Below are 23145 nucleotides of genomic sequence, written 5' to 3'. Positions count from 1 at the left end.
TTATGAGAATTGATTTTCACACTCATGGCAAATGGACAAAACAAACGGAATTCTCTTTACCTTATTTTGAGGAAATGATTGAAAACGCACGTGATGCGGGACTGAATGCAACGGCCTTAACAGAGCATTTTAACACGCACCACTTTTATGATGTGATGCAGACGCTGGACGCAAAGTACCCGTACATAGGAGATCACTACGATGTAGATGGCTTTAAAATATTTACAGGTATAGAGATCGATGTAAAGGAAGGGGGCCATATTCTCTTCATTGGTCCACGCACTTCTATACAAGACATTCGTTCAAAGCTCGATGATTACACTGAAAAAAATCACTTTATCCCTTTCTCTGAGTTAATGAAGCTTGCTAAAGGTCATCCATTATTAAAGATCGGAGCCCATCCTTTAAGAGATAGTAACCCTCTAACTGAGCTCAATCTAGAGCAACTGTCTCAGCTAGATGCCTTTGACTTAAACGGCCGTGACCTATTCCGTCAAGGATTCGAACAGACTCAAATAAACGTTGCTAAATTTGCCGAGAATGTGGGTAAGCCTGTTGTCTGTGGAAGTGACACGCATTTGCCTATCCAATTCGGTGCTGTGTTTAACGATTTTGATCAAGATTGTCAGACGGCTTTGGAATTAAAGGCTGCAATTAAAGAGCGAGCGTACCGTGTAGGAATTTCCCCTGTATTAAAGACCAGAGTTGGTGCGGCAGACATGTTGAAGGAAGTATGGAAGAAAAATAAAGATAACCACTCACTAACGAGTGTATAAAAAGGAGTGCTCCCCATGAAAAAAAATACCTATAAATGGCCAGCAATTGGACTCGTGTTCTCTTCATTATTTGTAATCTCTGCTTGTGGAAGCAATGATTCGAACAGTGCGACGGCACAGGACTCAACCTGGCTTGAGCAAGCTGACCTTGAAGCAAATGAAACCCCTGAGGAGTTGTATGAGGCAGCAAAAGAAGAAGGAAAGGTTGTTGTTTACTCCCAATCGAGCCGCATTAAGGATGTGAAAGCAAGCTTTGAGAAGGAGTACCCTGGTATTCAAGTAGAAGCATTTGATTTAGGGACCATTGAAATCGTTGAAAAGGTTACCCGAGAGCAGGAGGCAGGGTTAAATACTGCCGATGTAGTGTTTGTAAAAGATGGAGGGGGGATTGTTTCCGGTGAGCTCTTAAGTGAGGGGATGCTCCATAAGTATGCTCCGGATGATCTAGTAGCAAGCTTAGACGAGCCTTTCTTAGATGAACCGGGTCTGCCATTTTATTTCTCCACTCGAACGATCTTTGTGAATACGGAAGCCTACGATGAATCACCAATTAATAACTGGTGGGATTTAACCGATGATCAGTGGCAGAGCAAAATTGTAATGGATGATCCGTTGCTTTCCTCTGATACCTTAGATTTATTAACAACCATCGTTCAAAATACAGATGAGATGGAAGCTGCTTATAAAGACAAATTTGGAACAGACATTGAGCTAGATGGTACTGATAATGCAGGATATGAATTTATTAAGCAATTATTAGCCAATGATCCTGTGTTTCTTAGCTCAGGAGATGATGTGGTAGAAGCGGTTGGGACCCCTGGACAAGAGAACCCACCAGTAGGGATCACAACATCTAGTAAGTCTCGTCATATTGAGGAGCAAGGCTATCACGCAGAATTTTTATATGATGTAAATCCAAAAATGTCCGTGGCTGGCACGTCATATTTATATATGGCAAACAATGCTGAGCATACGGCAGCAGCAAAACTGTTGATCCGCTGGATGGCTGGGGAGGCTGACGGACAAGGAGAAGGCTTCCGTCCATATAACGTGCCTGGTTCGTGGTCGACTAGAACCGATGTTTCTGTAGAAGGACAGCGTTCAAGCGATGAGTTAGATCTTTGGCCGTATGATGGTGAATACCTGTATGACCATACAAATGAGGTCCGTAATTTTATCTTAGAGAATCAATAAGAATAGGAGGGCCTTCCCGTGAAGATGATTACTAGTTTTCACTCACGTATTCCAGTCGTGAATAGACTGATACAAGTCCTTACAAACCCAGTTTATCTCATGTCTGCGCTTGCTCTTCTTTTTCTTCTATATATGGTGGCGTTCCCCATTGGACAAATTCTCCTGGAAAGCTTTCAGGAGGATGCCCGCTCCGATGGGACAGGGTTTACCATTCAAAACTGGCTGAACGTATTCTCAGGAAGTATCAGTCAATCAATCTTTTATAGACCGTTAATGCACTCCCTATCCATCGGATTAAGCGTGTCTGTGCTTTCATTTTTGTTAGGTGGAGGGCTTGCCTGGTTAGTCATGCGGACAGATTTTCGTTATAAAAAATCGGTTACGATGCTAGCGATTATTCCTTATATGCTACCGTCTTGGGTCATGGCTTTTGCTTGGATGTCGGTGTTCAAAAATGATCGAATAGGTGGGGGACAGGGTCTATTTTATTCCCTGTTTCAAATAAGTCCACCTGATTGGCTAGCCTATGGCTTTGTCCCGATTGTCTTAACCATGACTTTAAATTATTTTACCTTTTTCTTTTTGTTATTATCGGTCGCCTTAGGAGCGGTAAATGCTAGTTTAGAAGAGTCCGCTCGTATATTGGGAGCAAGTAGTGCCAGAACCATTCGCAAGATTACCTTGCCACTTATTATTCCGGCCATCTCATCCGCTTTTATTTTGACCTTTTCTAAATCCTTAGGCTCTTTTAGTGTACCCGCCTTCTTAGGACTACCTACTAAATATTACACGATCGCAACGATGCTTCACTCTAGCATTCAAAACCGTATGGTTTCAGAAGCCTATGTCTTATGTATTGTCCTACTTATGGTATGTGCTCTCCTAATCTTCTTTAATCAGAAAGCAGTTGGCAAACGAAAGAGCTTTGCTACGATTACAGGCAAAGATTCTCGTAAACACCTTTATTCTCTCAAGAGATGGCGTCGTCCATTAACATGGATCGTACTAGGGGGCATGGGCGCTGTATCAGCAGTCCCTCTTGTTGTATTAACTCTGCAGACCTTTATGATGACAAATAGCCAATTTTCATTCGATAACTTTACGCTTCATTTCTGGTTAGGTGAATCTAATCCTGCGATTGCTTCAGGTGAGGTAGGCGTGCTAAAAAATGATGCCCTCTTTTCTGCGATAGGAAATTCATTGAAAATTTCCTTTGTGGCAGCAAGCATTGCAGCCTTAATGGGGATAGTGTTTGGTTACATTATCTCAAAGCGCAGAAATCGCTTTGATGGACGCTCGATTGAACAGCTCAGCTATCTGCCTTATTTGATTCCAGGCATTGCTTTTTCTGCTATTTATTTATCCATGTTCGCCACACCAAGCTGGCTGTTACCGGGATTATACGGAACACTTACGCTTATTATCTTAATCTGCGTAGTAAATGAGCTGCCGATAGCGACTCGCTCCGGCGCAAGCACGATGCATCAAATTGGTGGAGAGCTTGAGGAAGCAGCATATGTGCAGGGAGCTTCTTGGTTTAGGCGATTCTCTAAAATCTTACTTCCATTAAGTAAAAAAACACTCTTCTCCGTCTTTTTGTTGCTCTTTATTAGTGTCATTAAAGAATTAGACTTAATCATTCTATTAATTACGCCAGAAAATAATACGCTGCCTACGCTTATGTTTAAGTATGCTGAGTCAGGGTTCCAGCAATACGCCAACGCCTTAATGCTGATCATTGTCGTCATTATTTTGATCACCTATTATATAGCCAGTAAATTAGGAAAGATCGATTTTACAAAAGGAATTGGGGGGTAAGACATGGCATTCATTACATTGCAAGGTCTCAACAAGTATTTTGATAAGCAACACGTGTTAAAGGACATAAACCTAGAAATTGAAGAAGGGGATTTTATGACCTTTCTTGGACCCTCTGGCTGTGGAAAAACAACCACTCTTCGCTTGCTTGCTGGTCTTGAGACGCAAGAGGAAGGCATTATCGTAATCGGTGACAAGATTGTTGCTGACGGCAAAGCTCATATTTTTGCTCCTCCAGCTGAGCGTCAATTAAACCTAGTCTTTCAAAACTATGCGTTATGGCCACATATGACAGTGTTCGAGAATGTTTCTTTTGGGCTGGAAGGGCGCAAGCTAAATAAAAAAGAGATTCAGAGGAAAGTAGAGATATCTCTTGAGAAGTTGCAAATTTTAACCTACAAGGACCGATACCCTTCTGAATTATCAGGTGGACAACAGCAGCGTGTGGCTATTGCTCGCGCTATTGTAACAGAGCCTAAAATCCTCCTATTAGACGAACCCTTATCAAATCTTGATGCAAAGCTACGAGTAGAGATGCGTGCAGAATTAAAACGATTGCATCATGAATTAAAAACAACCATGATTTATGTGACCCATGATCAGATAGAAGCGATGACAATGTCTACAAAAATCGCTGTGTTTTCAGAGGGACGGATTTTACAGGTGGATAAACCCATTCAGCTCTATCAATATCCGAATCATCTCACAGTGGCTCAGTTTATAGGAAACCCCGCTAACAACTTTTTAGATGCTACATGCAAAGAGCATGGTCAGACTACGGTGCAAATACAGTCTGATCTCGGGAAGATTGAGATGAGTAAACAGTGGGTGTCTGAGTTGGTGGAGGACGTGGTCTTAACTGTTCGTCCAGAGGATATAAGCATATCGAAAACCCCGTTAAAGAATGCTGTGACAGGCACAATTAAAACCGTTTTACCAGCTGGTTCGGAAACTATTGTCCACATTCGATGTGGAGAGTCGCTGTTGTTGGCTAAAGAAATTGGAGTGGGGAACTATTTACCCGATAGCACTGTATATATCAAAGTAAAAGCAGAGGGGCTAAACATCTATGATCGTGCTACGGGTGCACGTGTCAATCACGTTCTAGAGCAAAGCCATCAAACGGACTTACATGTCTATGTGTAAGCAGGTGCTTATTTCAGACTTAGATGGCACCTTGCTTAATAGAAACCAACAGATTAGTCAGGAAAACAAAGAAGCGATTAAGGCGTTTGAAGTGAGTGGTGGGAAATTTACGATAGCCACTGGGCGCCTGCTGCCTTCTGCTCTACCGTTTATTCATAAGCTTGATATCCAAAATCCTGTCATCCTTGGCAATGGGACCTGTATTTATTGCCCAAAGGACAAGCAAATGCTTCGCACCTATTTGCTTACAGATAGAGATCAAGAGATTGATCGGTTATGGAAGCTAAGATCGGAGCGAGTGGCAGTGCTTGGCTATATTGGAGATCGAATCATTGTGCCTTATCGAAACGAATTGATATTACAATATGAACAAAAAGACAATGTACAATGCGAGGAATGTCTCACTAGTCCCTCTAAGCTGAATAAGCTTCTTGTAATCGGTGAGGAAATTATAGATGCGCAGCAGGCTGTAGGTGAGCTACTTCCCGAGTATGTACAGTCCGACTCCACCTATTTAGAACTCCTGCCAACCGGTATTTCAAAGGGGCGAGCACTGCAAGAATTAAGGCAGATGCAAATATTTGCGGGGTCCTATATAACCGCTGTAGGAGATCAGCTCAACGATTCCTCCATGCTGATAGAGGCGGATTATGGATATGCAGTAGGAAATGCCCATGAAGCTTTAAAAGCCATCGCATCAGAGATCACAATTCATCATGAGGAGCATGCCATTGCTGCCATTATTCACGCATATTGCAACATAAAAAGGAGAAGCTGATCAAGTAACTACTCAGCTTCTCCTTTTTCTTCTTATGGATTATTCGACCAAATCCCTGCTGTTTTAAGTACAACTCGCGGATGAAGCTTCAAGTTAGCGACCATGACGTCTGCTAAATCCTCTGGCTGCATCACTTTATCCGGGTTGCCATCAGTCAGATTAAGCTCTTTTGCCATATCTGTAGCAACAGTGCTTGGTGTAAGGGTTGTGACACGAATGTTCTTCTTACGAACCTCCATCATTAATGACTCGCTTAATCCAATCACAGCTGCTTTAGATGCTGTATAAGCACTTGTAATAGGCGCACCTTTTTGACCGGCAGTTGAAGAAATATTAATAATATCACCTGTATTTCGCTCAATCATTTCCGGTAGTACGGCACGTGTTGTGTAATAAACTCCTTTTACATTCACATCAATGATGTTGGTCCATTCTTCGGGTGTTAGGTCCATAAAGCCACCGAATTTTGAGATGCCAGCATTATTCACAAGAATATCAATGGGACCAAGCTCCCCACGAATAGATTCAACGGCTGCTGTGATGGAATCTAAGTCAGCGATATCTGCTGAGGCAATGGCAGTTTTTACATCATATTGCTTTAACTCCTCTTGAACTTTTTGAAGGTTTTCGATCGTTCGGCCAATTAATCCGACATGAATACCTTCCTTCGCAAATGCTTCGGCTGTTGCTCTGCCAATGCCACGACCTGCTCCGGTAATTAATGCTATTTTTCCTGTAATTGATTGCATACGTCCACTCCTTTAGATGAGATGATTTTATTTTATCTAAAAGAGTAAGATGAAGCGAACAAACTGTTTATGAAGAAGTCATGCTAGATTGAGTTTGGATAGCGAGTGATTTTCTCACAAGAAAAATAAACACGCACAAAGCGGCTCCTACTGACATAGCACTAATGATAAACATAGTGGAATAATCCGTGTAAGGGGCCAAAAGTCCAAGAATGATTGCACCTAGACCAATCCCAAAATCAGCAGCCGTCGTAAATGAAGCATTTGCTACACCTGTTCGGTTGGGGGCAACAAGACGAATGGCCGCAGCTTGCAGAGCAGGTTGGGTGGAGCCAAACCCAATCCCATATAGAACAGCCGACAGAATGATACCGAGTGGATTAGTAAATAGGCCCAATACAATTAAGGAAAGGATGGTTGTACAAATGGCAGGAATAACAACGATGGCATATCCATATTTGTCAGCTAGTCTGCCTGATAAGGGCCGAGAAATAATTAACGTAGCAGCATATATAAGAAAGAACGTTCCTGAGTTAAACCCAATAGACGCAGAATAAAGAGGAATAAACGTAGTAATGCCTCCATACGAGATAAAAAACAAAAAAGTGGTCAACATCACAGAAGTTAATGATTTCTCAAAGAATACAATGCGTAGCGTTCCCTTTTGTGCAGTGAAAGGAATGTTTATTACAAGTGTTAACAATAGCGCAAGGATACCTAACGCACAGCCTACGAGGAACATCACTTGATAGGAGGAATTTTGAGCGATCGAAATGCCAATCATGGGTCCAACACCCATGGCCAAAGTCATCGCCATGCCCGACCATCCTAGTCCTTCTCCTCTTCTTTTTACGGGAATAATATCCGTTAGTGAAGTGAGGAATGCCGTTGTTGACATGCCCCAGCTCAAGCCATGAAGAACTCTTAATAAAATCAATGCGACGATGCCACCAACGAATTGATAAGAGAACATCGAGAGCGCAAAGAGGAGTACACCGGCAATAAGAAAAACACGTCTTCCGTATTGATCAATTAATCCGCCAATAAAGGGGCGGAATAGAACAGCGGTGAGCATAAACGCACCCATTGCTAAGCCAGCATGCGACTCATTTCCACCAATTTCAACAATAAAAAGCGGCAATGTTGGAAAGAGCATATAAAAAGCAGTAAACAAGAAAAATAGTCCAATTGTCAGTAAGATAAATGATTTGGTCCATAATCGCTCCATGATGACCCTCTCTCCCTAGTAGCCAGCCTTGTATGAAAATGATTATAATGGTTAAAGTGTACTTCAAGTCAATCTTTCTTATCGAATGAAAACGCTTGGAATATCTATACGTACAATGCTTAGGTAAATATTTCTTATGTAAAAAATCGGGAGTTATTTTAAATTCATAATAATAGTGCTACAATGTAATATAGCAAACATACTTAAAACCTCTCTGCGAATTTTAATAAATAAGGACTGAAACTATATGACGAACACACAACATGATACGGACGTTATATTGATTGGTGCTGGTGTCATGAGCTCAACACTAGGCGTGATTTTAAAGCAATTAGCACCTAATTGGAACATGACGGTTTTTGAGAAGCTTTCTCGAGCAGGTGAAGAAAGCTCCAATGAATGGAATAATGCAGGAACGGGACATGCGGCCCTTTGTGAGCTTAATTATACCGTCGAAAAGCCGGATGGAACGGTCGATATTAGTAAAGCGATTAAGATTAACGAGCAATTTCAAGTGTCCATGCAATTCTGGTCTTATCTCGTTAAACAAAAGTTAATTGATTCACCTCAGGAATTTATAAAAGCATTGCCTCATATGAGCATGGTTCAAGGAGAAGCAAATGTAGATTTTTTACAAAGACGCTTTAAAGCGCTTTCAGACAACCCTCTCTTTAAGGGGATGGAATTCTCAGATGATCCAGAGACATTACTGGAATGGATCCCACTTATGATGAAGGATCGCCCAGCTGGCGATAATATCGCAGCAACCAAAATTGATACTGGTACCGATGTGAATTTTGGTGCATTAACTCATAAGATGTTTGATTATCTAGTTGATGAAGGCGTTAATATGCACTATAATCATGCGGTTACGGACATGAAGCGTACCGATAACGGCTTGTGGGAAGTCAAGGTTCGAAATCTTGAAAGCGGTAAAATAGCTAGTCACACAGCCAAGTTTGTTTTTATTGGCGGGGGTGGTGGAAGTCTTCATCTACTGCAAAAGTCAGGCATTCCTGAAGGCAAGCATATTGGTGGATTTCCGGTAAGCGGCATCTTTATGTCTTGTAATAATCCAGCTGTGGTCGAGCAGCACCACGCCAAGGTGTATGGAAAAGCCAAGGTCGGCGCGCCACCGATGTCGGTTCCGCACTTGGATACACGATTTATTAATAATCAAAAGATGCTTTTATTTGGACCCTTTGCCGGTTTCTCACCAAAATTCCTGAAACATGGCTCTGTCTTAGATCTTTTCACCTCAGTAAAAGCAGATAACCTAGTAACCATGCTTGCCGCAGGTGCTAAAAACATGTCGCTGACAAAGTATTTAATACAGCAGGTGATGCTCTCTAAGGAACAACGTATGCAAGAGCTACGCGAATTTATTCCAAATGCAAAGACTGAGGATTGGGATTTAGTAGTCGCAGGTCAACGCGTGCAAGTTATTAGAGATACAGATGCAGGAAAAGGGACACTTCAGTTTGGAACAGAGGTCATAAGTGCAGAGGATGGATCCATTGCCGCGCTTTTAGGGGCTTCTCCAGGCGCGTCGACTGCCGTGCAAGTAATGCTTGAGGTGCTCGAACGATGCTTTCCTGAAAATATGGCTAAATGGGAGCCGAAAATTAAAGAAATGGTGCCATCATATGGACAGACGTTAATGGAAAATCAGAAGCTGCTTGATCATGTTCACACGACATCAGCAGAAGTGTTAGGACTAGAAGAGGTAAAGGAAAAATCTACTCTTCTTAAACAAGCATAAATAAAGTTTAAAAAGCAGACAAACGGTGTCTGCTTTTTTTGCTGCAAATGCTTATTCCCTTTGCATTTGGTCACAGATTAGCCATGTTTTTTTGCATTTCTATCATTATATTAAAAAAACATGCTTAAAAAATGTTTAATAGGGTAATAGGAGAAAGGTTGCTTAGGATCATTGCTTTATTTGTCTGTTCATTTATACATTCTGTGCTTCAAAAAAACCTATACTACAATGAATCTAACAAGGAGAATGCTATTACAATGAAATTTTACGAATATTTAAAAAATAATCTCTGTTCATTAACTGAAGAGTGGTATAATGGTTTGGATAAAAACAAAAGTGGGGTTTATAGCTCGGATAATTCTAGTGAGGTTGAAACACTTAAAGATCTAAATTATCAGTTTCATGAGATTTTTATTGAAATCTTTAATGATGAAAAAGAGTTTGGAGAAGATTCTTTTCATAAATGGATTGAAGAGGTTACCTCAGATCAAGGTCATTTAGAGACTCCATTACCTGAGATTATAGATGAATTTCTGAGAAACCAGCAAATTTACTTAGATCGAGTAAAATCCTTTTTTGCAATATATGGAGCAGACCACACATTTGAAGATTACGGTATTAGTATAGATAGAATCACAGAGACATTTAGACAGATTGTTGTGCAATTTAGCTTAAAGAAGCAAATCAAATCTAAACAAATTATTCATGCACAAAGTGAATTAATAACAGAATTAAGTTCCCCAATCATTCATTTAAATGATCAAATTTCTTTATTACCTTTAGTAGGTGAGATTGATACTCATCGAGCAAAAGTTATATTTACAAATACAATTAATTTTTGTGCAGAGCAAAGGGTGCACTGTTTGCTGTTAGATTTGTCCGGTGTGCCAATCATTGATACTCAAGTAGCAAATCAGCTTTTTCAATTAATTAATGGACTAAAATTGGTCGGAACTCAAACTTCGCTATCTGGGGTTCGTCCTGAGATTGCACAAACGTCCATTCAATTGGGTATAGACTTCAAAGGTTACAAGGTATATTCATCAATTGCACAAGCATTAGCAAATCTTGATTTTACAACCATTGAAATAGGATAATTAATGGAAAGCGATTACACATTTAAAGGACATAATCATTCTAACGAACAGCCACTCGATGGCTGTTTTTTTATTTTTCCTATATAGGAATAGGTGGAAATGTCATTATTCATACAAATTCATACAAATATCAGATACATTTTATCAATTTTAGGATTACGACTTTTTGATTGCTGCTATAAGATAAAGCTAGCAAGTAAAGAGGAGGGTTCATTATGAAAGCGCTTAAATATATGGTTTTAACAGCGGGAGCTGCAGTGGTGATGACAGGTTGTGGCGGGTCAGGCTCAGATGAAGGTGAGCTTGTTATTTATACGACTCGAAGCGAGAACTTAAATGAAGCGGTTATTCCAAACTTCGAGAAGGAAACAGGGATTAAGGTTCAAACGATTTCAGCAGGCACGGGTGAGGTGGTCACGCGTGTGGAGTCGGAGCGTAACAATCCACAAGGGGACATTCTCTGGGCAGCGGACGTAACGATGCTACATGATAAGACGGATTTGTTTGAGGAGTATGTTTCTCCAGAAGATGAATTCATGATGGAAGGCTTTAAGAACACAACTGGCTTTTTCTCACCAGCCTTTTCAGATCCAACGGTATTTATCGTTAACACAGATCTTGCTGGTGATATTCAAATAGATAGTTTTGAAGACCTTTTAAATCCTGAGTTAAAAGGGCGAATCGCTTTTGGAGACCCTGTCAACTCAAGCTCTGCTTTTCAATCATTGGTGGCAATGCTGTATGCGGCTGGAGAGGGAGACCCACTGGCAGATGAGGCATGGGACTTTGTTGAAGAATTTTTAGCTAATCTTAATGGCAAGGTTCAAGGTAGCTCTGGCCAAGTTCACCGAGGAGTCGCTGATGGAGAGTATGTGGTTGGACTGACATGGGAGGATCCGGTCATTCACTATATGCAAAGTGGAGCAGCAGTTGATGTCGTGTTCCCAACGGAAGGTGTCGTGTATCCTGGTCAATCGGTTCAGATTATTAAAGGCACGGATAATTTAGAAGGTGCACAGAAATTTATAGACTATGTATTATCTGAGGAAGTCCAAAGTCGCACGGGAATGGAATTAACCGTCCGTCCACTTCGAGAGGGTGTTGAGGTCGCGGATTATATGACTCCTCAGGATGAAATTTCCTTATTTGAGGAATACGATGAGGATTATATTATCGAGCATACGGATGAAATTACCGCTCGTTATGTAGATGTGCTTGAGCAAACAATGAATTAATGAGCTGGATATGCAGAGTACATCATTCGCTCTGCATATCTATTTTTTATCAGAAGGTAAAGGAGAGATCAACCATGAGTGTAGCTATTCACATTGAAAAGGTAGTAAAGAAATACGAGGACCATACAGTAATTGACGGGTTATCTTTAGAAATTAAACCGGGTGAGCTATTTACATTGCTGGGGCCATCAGGATGTGGAAAAACGACCTTGCTACGAATGATTATCGGGTTTAACTCGATTGAAGGTGGAGCAATTAAGTTAGATGATCAAGTCATCAATACGATCCCCGTTAATAAACGTAAAATGGGCATGGTTTTTCAAAACTACGCGATTTTTCCACATATGACCGTAGAGGAGAATATTGCGTTTGGACTGAAGGCTCAGAATCAAGGGAAGAAGGATATGCAGAATCGAATTAATGAGATCATGAAGGTGGTTCGAATTGAGGATCATCATGCTAAGAAGCCAGATAAGCTTTCTGGTGGACAGCAGCAACGGGTTGCGCTTGCTCGTGCTTTAGTTATAAACCCTAAAGTACTCTTAATGGATGAGCCACTTTCCAATTTGGATGCAAAGCTTCGTGTAGAGATGCGTAATGCGATTAAGGATATTCAGCAAAAGGTTGGTATTACGACTGTTTATGTAACTCACGATCAGGAAGAGGCATTAGCTATTTCCGACCGGATTGCCGTCATGAACAAGGGGATTATTCAACAAATTGGGAAACCGGAGAATATCTATTTACGCCCAAATAATGTATTCGTTGCACAGTTCATTGGTACTTCAAACTTAATTAAAGGAACGGTACAAAAGCAACAGGATGGAACCTTTGTTGTCTTTAATGATGGATATAGCGAGAGAATGGATCATCTTCTGGACACTGTGACGGATGGACAACAGGTTGTTGTTTCTGTAAGACCTCAAGAGTTTGTCGTTAGCAAGGATGCCAATGCAATCTCTGGTGTTGTAGATAAAACCATGTTCTTAGGAATCAACACGCATTACTTTATTACGTTAAAGACAGGTGAATCTGTAGAGGTCGTACAGAATATTGAAGATCACTCAATCATTCCTGAAGGTACATCGGTGAACGTAAAGGTGAAACCTAGGTTAATCAATGTATTTGATGCGACAAGTGAGATGACACTGATTAAGGCAGGTGAGTAATATGCTTCGAAAAAGCCTGAATGGATGGAACCTGATCACATTATTTATTATGCTATTTTTCGCTTTATTTATCTTATTTCCCGTTATTCTTGTGTTAAATAAAAGTATCTACGATTCTGGGTCAGGCACATTTACCTTACAGCATTTTGCCCATTTCTTTGAACGTAAATTCTACTGGGTAACACTTTGGAACAGTATTAAAGTAACCATTGTTAGTACTCTGCTTGCAGTTATCATTGGCTTGCCACTTGCCTACATCCTAAGACGAGTAAAAATCTTAGGAAGCAAGACGATTCAAATTCTGATCATTGTTTCTTATATTTCACCACCCTTTATTGGAGCCTATGCGTGGATTCAGTTATTAGGTAGAGGTGGAGTCATCACTAAATTTATCAATGATACATTTAATTTAAATTATGATGGTATTTATGGATTTGCTGGAATTGTCCTTGTGTTAACACTTCAATCATTCCCGTTAATCTTTATTTACATTTCGGGTGCACTCAAAAACTTAGACAATTCTTTAATAGAAGCAGCGGAAAGTCTTGGTTATTCTGGAATTCAACGCGTAATGAAAATCGTGGTCCCTTTAATAACACCAACGATTCTTGCAAGCTCCTTACTGGTATTTATGCGAGTCATTGCAGATTTTGGTACGCCAATGCTTATCGGAGAAGGGTATCGGACCATCCCCGTTTTAATATATACTCAATTTATGAGTGAGGTTGGTGGGGATGCAGGATTTGCCGCAGCTATTGCCGCAATCTTTATTATCGTCACGATTGCTTTATTCCTTGTTCAACGTATTATTTCACGTCAGTATTCTTATTCAATGTCTGCTCTAAAGCCAATGGAAGTTAAGCGTAGCTATGGTATTAAAAACGTGCTCAGTCATGGCATTGTATATGTCATCGCGCTTCTATCCATTCTGCCGCAGCTAGTCGTTGTGTACACGTCTTTCTTAGAAACAACAGGTGGACAGGTATATACAGGACGTTTCTCTTTACAAAATTATGAAACAATCTTGTTTAATCGAGATTTATCGATGATCTTAAACACGTATAAGCTAGGGTTATTTGCAATCGTTATCATTGTATTGTTAGGAATCTTTATTGCGTATTTAACGGTGCGTAAACGAAATATGATTACGTCATTGCTTGATACGATCTCCATGCTACCGTTTGTTATCCCGGGTTCTGTATTGGGTATAGCATTGGTCTTTGCTTTTAATGACTCTCCGTTTTTCTGGACGGGTACAGCCTTCATTATGATTTTGGCCTTTGTTATTCGTCGAATGCCATATACGATCCGTTCAAGTACAGCCATTGTGAGTCAGATAAGTCCTAGCATGGAGGAAGCTGCGATTAGCTTAGGTGCCTCTGAAAAAAGAACATTCTTTAAAGTCATTGTTCCAATGATGATGCCAGGTGTGTTAGCCGGTGCGATTATGAGCTGGATTACCATCCTTGGAGAATTAAGTGCTTCAATCATTCTTTATTCAAGCCGTACACAAACGTTAGCTGTATCTATTTATTCGGAGGTTATTCGTGGAAATTTCGGAAATGCTTCCGCTTATTCAGCTATTTTAACCGTTACATCAATCCTTTCCCTGTTGTTGTTTTTTAAGCTAACGGGCAAAAAGGAAATGAATTTATAAAAAGCAGAGTGGGCTGCCTTTAGATCAAGGATCGAGGTAGCCCTATTTTTAAAACTGTGTGTAGTGGAGTTGGCACATATGGCGAGTAGAAAAATGAAGGATGATATTAAACGTTCTTTTATCAAATATGCCGTCGTAATCATAGCAGTTATACTCATCGTCTATTTGCTCTCATTGTATCTTGTATTTAATTTAACGATTGTTCACCCGAATCAGAAGATAAATGAACAAGTAGCTTCAGAGGTTCAGGTCGGTTTCGATGAATATCGAACCGGTATGGTAGCTCTAGCGCAAGATGAATCCATTCGTCGGTTTCTCTCTGGTGAGGAGGAGCCAAGTGGGGTGAATCGAATACTGTATGACTTTCGTAATCAACGTCAAATGTATGCTGATTTTGTCTTAGTAAATGGTGAAGAAGAGATTGTAGCTACTAGTTACTATGATGGGGTAGAACAAGAACTCAACGAAAGTAAGCGCCTACATCCGTTCATTCAAAAAGCAGCGGCTATTGGAATGGTGGAAGAGAGATTAACTAAGCGTATACAAGATGTGAATCATGACGCTTCCTACGTTTTTGCTATTGCTTTAAAGGACGATGAGAAGATAGTAGGCTATTTATTATTTTTTCTAGAAAACCAGCTTCAACCACTAAACAATCAACTGATCTTTGTAACCGATCCATATGACAATGTGATTTTTTATAATCACTCATTTCCACTTAGCCCTCTTGGTAAGCTTCATCTTGAAAGCGATGCTAAGCTGATTCCTCATGTGGGAGATTATTTCTATCAAACACAAACCGTTATAGAAGAGAATCAATCTAAGGTGGTTACACTGACCTCGATTAATGTCTTTCGTTTGTTATTACTGTACGGCATTCTAACGATGGTTGTTAGTAGCTTTATTATTATGACGGTGGTGTGGTTAGCCACTCCTAAGATTCTTAAGAAGTCCTTACAGCCATTTGATGCATTGGTTAGCATGATATCTACAAAAAATCACAATCAGCACTTTCAAACGGAGCTTATGTATGATGAGGTACAAATGATTTATGAAGAATACAAAAGTAAAATTAATGAAATCCAAATGCTTGTGGATCAGAACCAAGAGATAATGGAGAAAAAGCGCTTGAGTGAGCTAAAGCATTTAGAAGCAAAATTTAATCCTCATTTTCTATTTAATGTATTAGAGATGATTAAATATGAGACATTGGCTGACCCTGAAAATGCTTCAACGATGATTATTAAAACAGCAAAGCTGATGCGATATAATTCAAACTTTGGTGATACGACCGTACCGCTTGGAAAAGACCTGGACTATCTTGAAGATTATTTTTCTCTGCAATTGATGCGTTATGGAAAAAGGCTTGAGTATTCGATATCAATTGAACCTCGATTGTCTCAGGCTAACATTCCGAAGCTCATGATTCAGCCTTTAATAGAGAATGCGATTAAGCACAACATTAATGAAGTGGGCAGCCTATCTATAGAACTAGATATTCAGTTGCTTGAAGAAGATACAATGCTTATCCGAGTGAGCGACGATGGGTTAGGAATAGAATTGTCCAGACTCATAAATATCCAGTCTATTATAGCGGGTGATATACAAGAAACAGAGCATACCGGACTAAAAAATACGCATCAACTCATTCAGCTTTTGTATGGTAAGGAGTATGGGCTTGAGATACAAACGAAACCTAAAGAAGGAACGGTTATTTCTTTGCGAATTCCATATAAGGGGTGAGAAGGAATGTTAAAGGTCGTACTGATTGAGGATGAGCCAATTATATTAAAAGGACTTTTATATCGCATGGATTGGCTTCATAGCGGCTGTGTGGTTGCTGGAACTGCAGAAAATGGAGTAAAAGGCGCTCAACTTATCGCTGAGACCAATCCCGATATTGTGATCACTGACATTCGTATGCCCTTCAAGGATGGGCTTGAGATGCTTAAGGAGACAAAGGAAATTTATCAATATGAAGCAATCATTCTTTCAGGGTATGGCGAATTTAACTATGCTCAACAAGCAATTAGTCTTGGGGTTCGTGATTACCTCCTAAAACCAATTGATTTAAATGAATTAGCTGAGTCCTTAAAACGACTATCAATCGAAATTAAAGAGCATAAGCAACAAGAGAATGAAAAACAACAGTCCAATGTGATGAAGGATTTACTTTCTTTTAACGTAGCATCAGATGGAGAAGCGACTTATGCCGCAGAGGCCGTTCGTTTTATTAAAAGGTACTATGATCAAAAGATTACCCTCGTTATGCTAAGTGAGGAAGTGGGTCTTTCTACTGTGAGTATGAACACAAAGCTTAAAGAAGCAACAGGTTATAGCTTTAACGAATTTCTCACAAGATACCGAATTACAAAAGCACTTGATAAGCTACAAAATGAAAAGGTGCTCGTCTATGAAGTGGCTGAAACAACAGGCTTTAGTGACTACAAATATTTTAGCCATGTGTTTAAGAAATACATTGGCATGTCGCCAAAGCAGTTTTTGAAGGATTCGATGTAAAAGAGAGCATGGTTTGAAAGAGTCATGCCCGGGGAATGCTGACCATTTTAGTGTAGAGATATCGTTCATCAAATTCCTTTATATTTCTATTTTCAGCTAACACAAGTCGTAGGTGCAACCTTTCCTTTGTTTAAAAACTCGCCAAAAAGGGATAAAAGTATACAGGCTCGATTCATTTTAGTAAGCTGTTGTTACATTTAACTTTTATCTTAAGGAGGAAGTGACTTGAAAAAAATTGATTTAGTAGGAACGGATTTGAATGTATCCAATATTATAATGGGCAATATGCGTATTAATAATTTGTCTGTAAAGGAAACGGAAGGGTTAATATATACAGCGCTTGAAGCGGGTATTAATGTGTTTGACCATGCAGATATATATGGTGGGGGTAGCTGTGAAGAACATTTCTCGAAAGCGCTTTCTGGAAATGAAAGTATACGGGAAAAAATAATTCTGCAAAGTAAATGTGGGATAAGAAAAGGCTATTACGATTTCTCTAAAGAACACATCCTTTCCTCGGTAGACGGAATTCTGCAGAGGTTAGACACAGATTACCTAGATATCCTATTACTGCACCGTCCTGATCCACTTATGGAGCCAGATGAAGTAGCAGAGGCCTTTGACCAGCTACACCATTCAGGGAAGGTTCGCTACTTTGGAGTATCCAATCACAACCCTACACAAATAGAACTCCTACAAAAGAGTCTTACGCAAAAGCTAGTGGTTAATCAAATGCAGCTTAGCATCGCTCATACACCACTCATTGACTCAGGCGTATCACTCAACATGAATACAGATAATGCTGTAAATCGCGATAGCAGCACACTTGAATACTGTCGCTTAAACGACATTACCTTGCAAGCATGGTCGCCATTCCAAACCGGATTCTTCGATGGAGTATTTGTTGGTGACAATGAAAGATTTCCAGAATTAAACAAAGTGTTGGAGCGACTCGCTAAGAAGTACGATGTCACTCCAACTTCTATCGCTGTGGCATGGATCACACGACACCCAGCTAATATTCAAGTTGTGCTTGGCACAACAAATGCAGCCCGCTTACAAGAGTCAGCGGCAGGATCAGAGATTCCGCTTACGAGACAGGAATGGTTTGAGCTTTATGCGGCGGCGGGGAATATGGTGCCTTAAGACAACAAACAAACCTTAACGGGTTTGTTTTTTTTTTGTCTTGAGATGTTTTTATCACAGAGGTGAATTTTTTCCTACAGGTAGGAAAATCTAGTGATATAGCGCTTTCACATCCCCTGCCGTACAGTGGACATATAGAAAGGTGGTGGTTCGTTTGCAAGAAAAACGTAAACAATTAATTGACTTTCTATCAAAACAAAACCAAGGCTTCGTATCAGCGGCAACGCTTGCTGACATGTTAAATGTTACGGATCGAACCATCCGTAATTATATAAAGGATATTAACGAAAACTTCAGTGACATTGTCATCATTTCCTCTCCGCAGGGATACGCCATTGTGACTGATGACAGTCTTGGAAATCAAGAGGAGGTTGATCTAACTAACAAAGAACCTGAAGAAGCAATTCTTGAATTTGAAATCATCCAATATTTAATGAACCGTGATGATTACACAACATATGAAGAATTAGCTGAAACCTTTTTCTATTCACCGCAAACCATACGAAGTCGAATGCAAAGATTAACGATGAATATCCATTCCTTAGGCATCGACGTTTCTATTAATACAAGAGTATTCAAAGGGATCAAGCTGAATGGAACAGAGATTCAAAAAAGAACGTTACTTGAGAGTTTTTTTACATCCATTCCCGTTAAAAAAGAGAACTTTAAGGATTTTGTTTTTGATCATTTTCGTTCATGGGTCAATGCAGAAACAATTGAAAACGTTTTTAAACGAATGGATGAATTAAATATAGAGTATCAGCTTAACATTGAATTTACGGTGTATAAAAAGCTAGCAGTACAACTGCTTATTATGATCCATCAAATGAATCAGAAGCGGTTTGTTGTGATAGAAAACAATGAGCTTCATAATCTTAAATCCTTTAAGGAATTTGAAGTGGCCCAAGCTTTTCGTACTCAATTAAAGGACTATGTAAGCTTTACAGAGGATGAGGTCGTATTCTTAGTCAATTACCTCATGTCGCTTCAGCTTGATCTGGAAAAAGAAGACGTCACGAATCACAATTCAGATATTGTCAAAAGAATTGAAGACATTCTACGTAAAGTAGAACAGGTGTATCATGTGCCGACCTATTCGAAGAATCGATTTAGGCACAATATTCTTAATCACATCTATCGAATTATAAATCCAGCTTCTCACAATTTACTGATCTATAATCCGTTTGTAAAAGAAACAAAAGCAGAGTATTTCTTTTCGTTTAGCGTAGCCTCAAATCTGGCTTTGCAAATAGAGAAAGAGTTTCATGTTGAGATACAGGATAGTGAAATTGCCTATCTGGCTTATCACATCCAGGTCATCATTCAGTCAAAGGATAAAAAGAAGCGCAAAACCATTCTACTCTATACAAGAGGGTATGAGCGTACAGAGCTTCTGGCTTCAAAGATTACAACCTACTTTGATGAATTAGACATTGTTGGGATTGAAAAGTATTCGACAGGATATGAATTTGCGGATTTCTATTTATATATAGGTGTGGACTTAACGGAGGCAGCTCAAAACAATGCAAATGTTGTTTCCATCCAAAGTAGTTTTAAGAGTGCGGATATTAAAAGGATAAGATTCTTTCTTGAAGCTCAAAATATGGTTATTGAACGAGCAGATATTTATTGGATAAATGAGACAAGCCCTGAAAAAGCCATTCGGCATCTATTGGAAATTAGTGAGCTAGACACTTTTTATGATCCCATTATGAAAAGAGAAACCATGTCCTATACCTCTATCGGGAACTTAGTAGCGATTCCCCATCCATATTTTGAAAGGAAAGAGTATAAGGAACGTGTCGTTATAGGTGTCAACGATCATGTCATTCAATGGGGAACAGAAAAGGTTCAGCTTGTCATTATTTATATCCCCTCATCAGATGTAGAGCGGAATGAATACGTGTTTACAGAGTTTTTTCAAAAAACCAAGAGTATTGAACGTGTAAGGTCTCTTGTCCATACAACGAATGAAGAAGAGTTTCTGGCCATTTGGAATCAAATTTAATGAAGAAGAGGAGAGATTTATTATGTTAATGAATATGAAGGATTTACTAGAAGTAGCGTACAAAAACAACTTTGCCGTGGGGTCTTACAACGTAGCAAACAGTGAATTTGTAAGAGTCATTATTGAAGCAGCAGAAGAACAGAATGCCCCGGCAATTATTCAGATTCATCCGAACGAAGTGGCACTTTTAGGCAATGATTTTATTACGTATGTACGTGAAGCCTGCCGCAATGCAAAAGTACCTATGGTCATTCATCTTGACCACGGTGGTTCCATTGAGGATGTTATGACAGCGATTCGAAACGGTTTTACCTCTGTAATGATTGATGCTTCACACGCTTCATTTGAAGATAATATCGCTATTTCTAAAGAGGTCGTGAAGCTAGCTCATAGCGTAAATGTTTCTGTAGAGGCGGAGCTAGGAACAATTGGTTCAAATGAAGGAAGCTCAGAAGGTGGAGCAGATGAAATTCTTTTCACAGATGCAGATGACGCCAAAACATTTGTTGAACAGACAGGTATTGATACGCTTGCTATAGCAATTGGTACCTCTCATGGGCAGTATAAACACGCTAGACAACCTGAATTAAAACTGGATCTACTTGAAGAGATTAACCAGAAAGTAGACATCCCTCTTGTTCTTCACGGAGGAAGTGACAACAAGGATGAAGAGATTTCGCAAACGTACCTTCATGGAGTAGCCAAGATTAATCTATCTACAGATATGAAAAATGCCTTCTTTAAAGAGATGCGTCGCTTCCTTATTGAAAACGATACAGCTTATGAGCCAGATGTCATTATGCCAAGCGCACGAAAAGCAGCAAAAGAAGTCGTGAAGAAGAAGATGGACTTGTTTAACTCAACAAATCAAGCGCATCACTACTTTAGTTAAGTAGGCAGAACGAGGGGGGATTTTTTGTGGAATTAATAGATATTTTGACAAAAGATCAGATTATTTTAAATCTGAAAGGGACCAATCAAGACGATGTAATTAATGAATTAGTTGATAAATTAGCAGAGAATAACCTGACGAGTGATCCAGTGTCATTTAAAAAGGCTATTTATAAAAGAGAAAATGAGATATCTACAGCGGTGGGGTATGGAGTAGCGATACCTCATGCAAAGTCAAAGTCAGTGACTAAGCCAACCATCTTGATGGGCAGAACTCTACATGGTGTTGACTATGGTGGTCAGCACACTAATTTAATCTTCATGATTGCTGCGCCTGAAAATGCATCGGATGAACATCTTTCTCTTCTGTCTAAGCTTTCAACCTTTCTAATGAGTGAAACATTCCGTGCAAAATTACTCGTCGCTACCTCGGTAGATGATGTTGTGAACGCGATTGAAGATCATGATATTCCTGAGGATACAGAGAGCGCTGATAAGCCCGACTCTGGAAAATATATCATTGGAATCACTGCGTGTATGACTGGAATTGCTCACACGTATATGGCCGCTGAATCCTTAAAGGAAGCAGCAGCTAAGCGTGGCATGAAAGTTAAGATTCAAACAAACGGTGCTAACGGACCAGAGAATCAATTGACAGCATCTGATGTTCGCAATGCCGATGCGATCATTGTTGCACATGATGTTGCTGTAGATACAGAAAGTCTCCAAGGAAAACGATTTGTTGATGTACCAGTCAAAAAAGCAATTAGTCAAGCTGACCAATTGATAGATAAAGCTCTTTCGTATGATATTCGAGACTCATCAGCTAACATAGATATATCTGATGAAGAAGAGCCAGAGAAAAAATCAGGTATTAATTTCTATAAACATATTATGAGTGGCGTCTCTTACATGATCCCATTTGTAGTGGTCGGCGGTATTTTTATCGCGTTATCGTTTATGTTTGGAATCGACGCGGCAAATCCAGAAAGTGACCAATACAATGTCTTTGCTGAATTCTTTAGTCAAGTCGGAGGAGAAGCGGCCTTTGCTTTAATGGTTCCTATCCTAGCAGGATTTATTGGTTTTAGTATTGCTAGCAAACAAGGACTTGCTCCGGCCATGATCGGTGGAATGATTGCAACCATTGGAGGGTCTGGATTTTTAGGTGGGATGATTGCAGGTTTTGTTGGTGGATTTTCTGCTAAATATATTGGACGAGCTTTCAAAGGTGTACCTAAGGCTTTTCAAGGTTTAATTTCAGTTTTATTAGTTCCATTATTGAGTACATTCATTGTTGGGGCCTTTATGTTCTTTATCCTAAATACCCCAATGTCATTGTTGAATGTATTCTTAGAAAATTGGTTAACAGGACTTACAGGTGTGAATGCAGCCATCTTAGGTGCATTATTAGCAGGCATGATGGCCTCTGACATGGGAGGGCCTATTAATAAAACCGCATCTGCATTCGGGCTAGCGATGTTTGCTGCAAATATCTTTGAACCCTCTGCAGCCTTAATGGTTGGAGGAATGGTCCCGCCACTTGGGATTGCTCTTGCCACAACCATTTTCAAAAATCGTTTTACTCTTCAAGAGACCGAAGCTGGAAAAGCAAGCTATGTACTCGGAGCTAGCTTTATCACTGAAGGTGCCATTCCTTTTGCGGCAGCCGATCCATTACGGATTATCCCAGCGAACATCGTAGGTGCTGCTATTGGTGGTGCTGCATGTATGGCCTTAGACATTTCACTAAAAGCACCACATGGTGGAATCTTTGTTATCCCGATTGCAAGTAGTGCTCCACTTTTATACATCGGATGTATCTTACTTGGATCCGTTGTAACATGCATAATGATTGGATTTTTGAAGAAACCCCTTTCTGAGGAAGCTCGGAAAAAAGCAAAAGCAATGGATTCTATTATCTAAAGTATTAAAAAACCGCCTTGAGAACGATGAGGCGGTTTTTTAATA

Annotated in this window: 18 protein-coding genes; 16 read left to right on the top strand and 2 right to left on the bottom strand. The window is 39.9% G+C overall.

Going from position 1 to position 23145, the window contains the following annotated elements:
* The first annotated feature begins 2 nt into the window (after positions 1-2).
* Genes FN960_RS06655 through FN960_RS06635 form a run of 5 tightly spaced genes read left to right on the top strand, consistent with a single transcriptional unit; the run spans position 3 to position 5712 of the window.
* The gene (locus FN960_RS06655; protein ID WP_143847910.1) at positions 3-776 is read left to right on the top strand and encodes a PHP domain-containing protein; all 774 of its coding nucleotides are present in this window, start codon (positions 3-5) and stop codon (positions 774-776) included.
* Positions 777-791: 15 nt separating this feature from the next.
* Positions 792-1970 (top strand): ABC transporter substrate-binding protein, encoded by a 1179-nt coding sequence (locus FN960_RS06650; protein WP_143847909.1) that lies wholly within the window; start codon positions 792-794, stop codon positions 1968-1970.
* A gap of 24 nt (positions 1971-1994) precedes the next feature.
* Positions 1995-3788: an ABC transporter permease gene (locus FN960_RS06645; RefSeq protein ID WP_260681955.1), complete on the top strand. Its 1794-nt coding sequence runs from the start codon at positions 1995-1997 to the stop codon at positions 3786-3788.
* A gap of 3 nt (positions 3789-3791) precedes the next feature.
* The gene (locus FN960_RS06640) at positions 3792-4934 is read left to right on the top strand and encodes an ABC transporter ATP-binding protein (protein WP_143847907.1); all 1143 of its coding nucleotides are present in this window, start codon (positions 3792-3794) and stop codon (positions 4932-4934) included.
* Between the two features lie 4 nt (positions 4935-4938).
* Positions 4939-5712, top strand: coding sequence for an HAD-IIB family hydrolase (locus FN960_RS06635; RefSeq protein ID WP_185970947.1), 774 nt, complete (start codon positions 4939-4941; stop codon positions 5710-5712).
* Positions 5713-5744: 32 nt separating this feature from the next.
* Here the strand turns inward: FN960_RS06635 and FN960_RS06630 are convergent, their stop codons facing one another.
* Together FN960_RS06630 and FN960_RS06625 are read right to left on the bottom strand one after the other, a co-directional pair.
* A complete protein-coding gene (locus tag FN960_RS06630; RefSeq protein ID WP_143847905.1) occupies positions 5745-6461 on the bottom strand; it encodes a 3-ketoacyl-ACP reductase in 717 nt (238 codons plus the stop codon).
* Between the two features lie 67 nt (positions 6462-6528).
* Entirely contained in the window at positions 6529-7689 is a 1161-nt protein-coding gene (locus FN960_RS06625) for an MFS transporter (protein ID WP_143847904.1), read from the bottom strand.
* A gap of 247 nt (positions 7690-7936) precedes the next feature.
* Here FN960_RS06625 and FN960_RS06620 point away from each other — a divergent pair, with 247 nt between their 5' ends.
* The 11 genes from FN960_RS06620 (at position 7937) to FN960_RS06570 (ending at position 23100) form a co-directional block, all read left to right on the top strand.
* Positions 7937-9451, top strand: coding sequence for a malate:quinone oxidoreductase (locus FN960_RS06620; RefSeq protein WP_143847903.1), 1515 nt, complete (start codon positions 7937-7939; stop codon positions 9449-9451).
* 257 nt (positions 9452-9708) lie between these two features.
* Positions 9709-10548: an STAS domain-containing protein gene (locus FN960_RS06615; RefSeq protein ID WP_260681948.1), complete on the top strand. Its 840-nt coding sequence runs from the start codon at positions 9709-9711 to the stop codon at positions 10546-10548.
* Positions 10549-10763: 215 nt separating this feature from the next.
* A complete protein-coding gene (locus tag FN960_RS06610; RefSeq protein WP_143847902.1) occupies positions 10764-11783 on the top strand; it encodes an extracellular solute-binding protein in 1020 nt (339 codons plus the stop codon).
* Entirely contained in the window at positions 11783-12952 is a 1170-nt protein-coding gene (locus FN960_RS06605) for an ABC transporter ATP-binding protein (RefSeq protein ID WP_143847901.1), read from the top strand. Before FN960_RS06610 ends, FN960_RS06605 begins: the two co-directional genes overlap by 1 nt.
* A gap of 1 nt (position 12953) precedes the next feature.
* On the top strand, positions 12954-14609 hold the full coding sequence (locus FN960_RS06600; RefSeq protein WP_143847900.1) for an ABC transporter permease: 1656 nt from the start codon (positions 12954-12956) through the stop codon (positions 14607-14609).
* A gap of 78 nt (positions 14610-14687) precedes the next feature.
* Positions 14688-16352 (top strand): sensor histidine kinase, encoded by a 1665-nt coding sequence (locus FN960_RS06595; protein WP_143847899.1) that lies wholly within the window; start codon positions 14688-14690, stop codon positions 16350-16352.
* A 6-nt stretch (positions 16353-16358) separates the two neighbouring features.
* Complete coding sequence (locus FN960_RS06590) at positions 16359-17129, top strand: response regulator transcription factor (RefSeq protein WP_143847898.1); 771 nt, start codon at positions 16359-16361, stop codon at positions 17127-17129.
* 225 nt (positions 17130-17354) lie between these two features.
* On the top strand, positions 17355-18275 hold the full coding sequence (locus FN960_RS06585) for an aldo/keto reductase (protein WP_438799796.1): 921 nt from the start codon (positions 17355-17357) through the stop codon (positions 18273-18275).
* A gap of 154 nt (positions 18276-18429) precedes the next feature.
* Positions 18430-20283: a BglG family transcription antiterminator gene (locus FN960_RS06580; RefSeq protein ID WP_143847897.1), complete on the top strand. Its 1854-nt coding sequence runs from the start codon at positions 18430-18432 to the stop codon at positions 20281-20283.
* Positions 20284-20305: 22 nt separating this feature from the next.
* Entirely contained in the window at positions 20306-21175 is an 870-nt protein-coding gene (locus FN960_RS06575) for a ketose-bisphosphate aldolase (RefSeq protein ID WP_143847896.1), read from the top strand.
* Positions 21176-21201: 26 nt separating this feature from the next.
* Entirely contained in the window at positions 21202-23100 is a 1899-nt protein-coding gene (locus tag FN960_RS06570; RefSeq protein WP_143847895.1) for a PTS fructose transporter subunit IIABC, read from the top strand.
* Positions 23101-23145 lie beyond the last annotated feature (45 nt).

It is taken from the genome of Alkalicoccobacillus porphyridii (assembly GCF_007293315.1).
GTDB classification, from domain to species: domain Bacteria; phylum Bacillota; class Bacilli; order Bacillales; family Bacillaceae_D; genus Alkalicoccobacillus; species Alkalicoccobacillus porphyridii.
The sequence above is the reverse complement of the archived record's forward strand: the minus strand, read 5'-3'. Positions and strand labels throughout refer to the sequence as shown.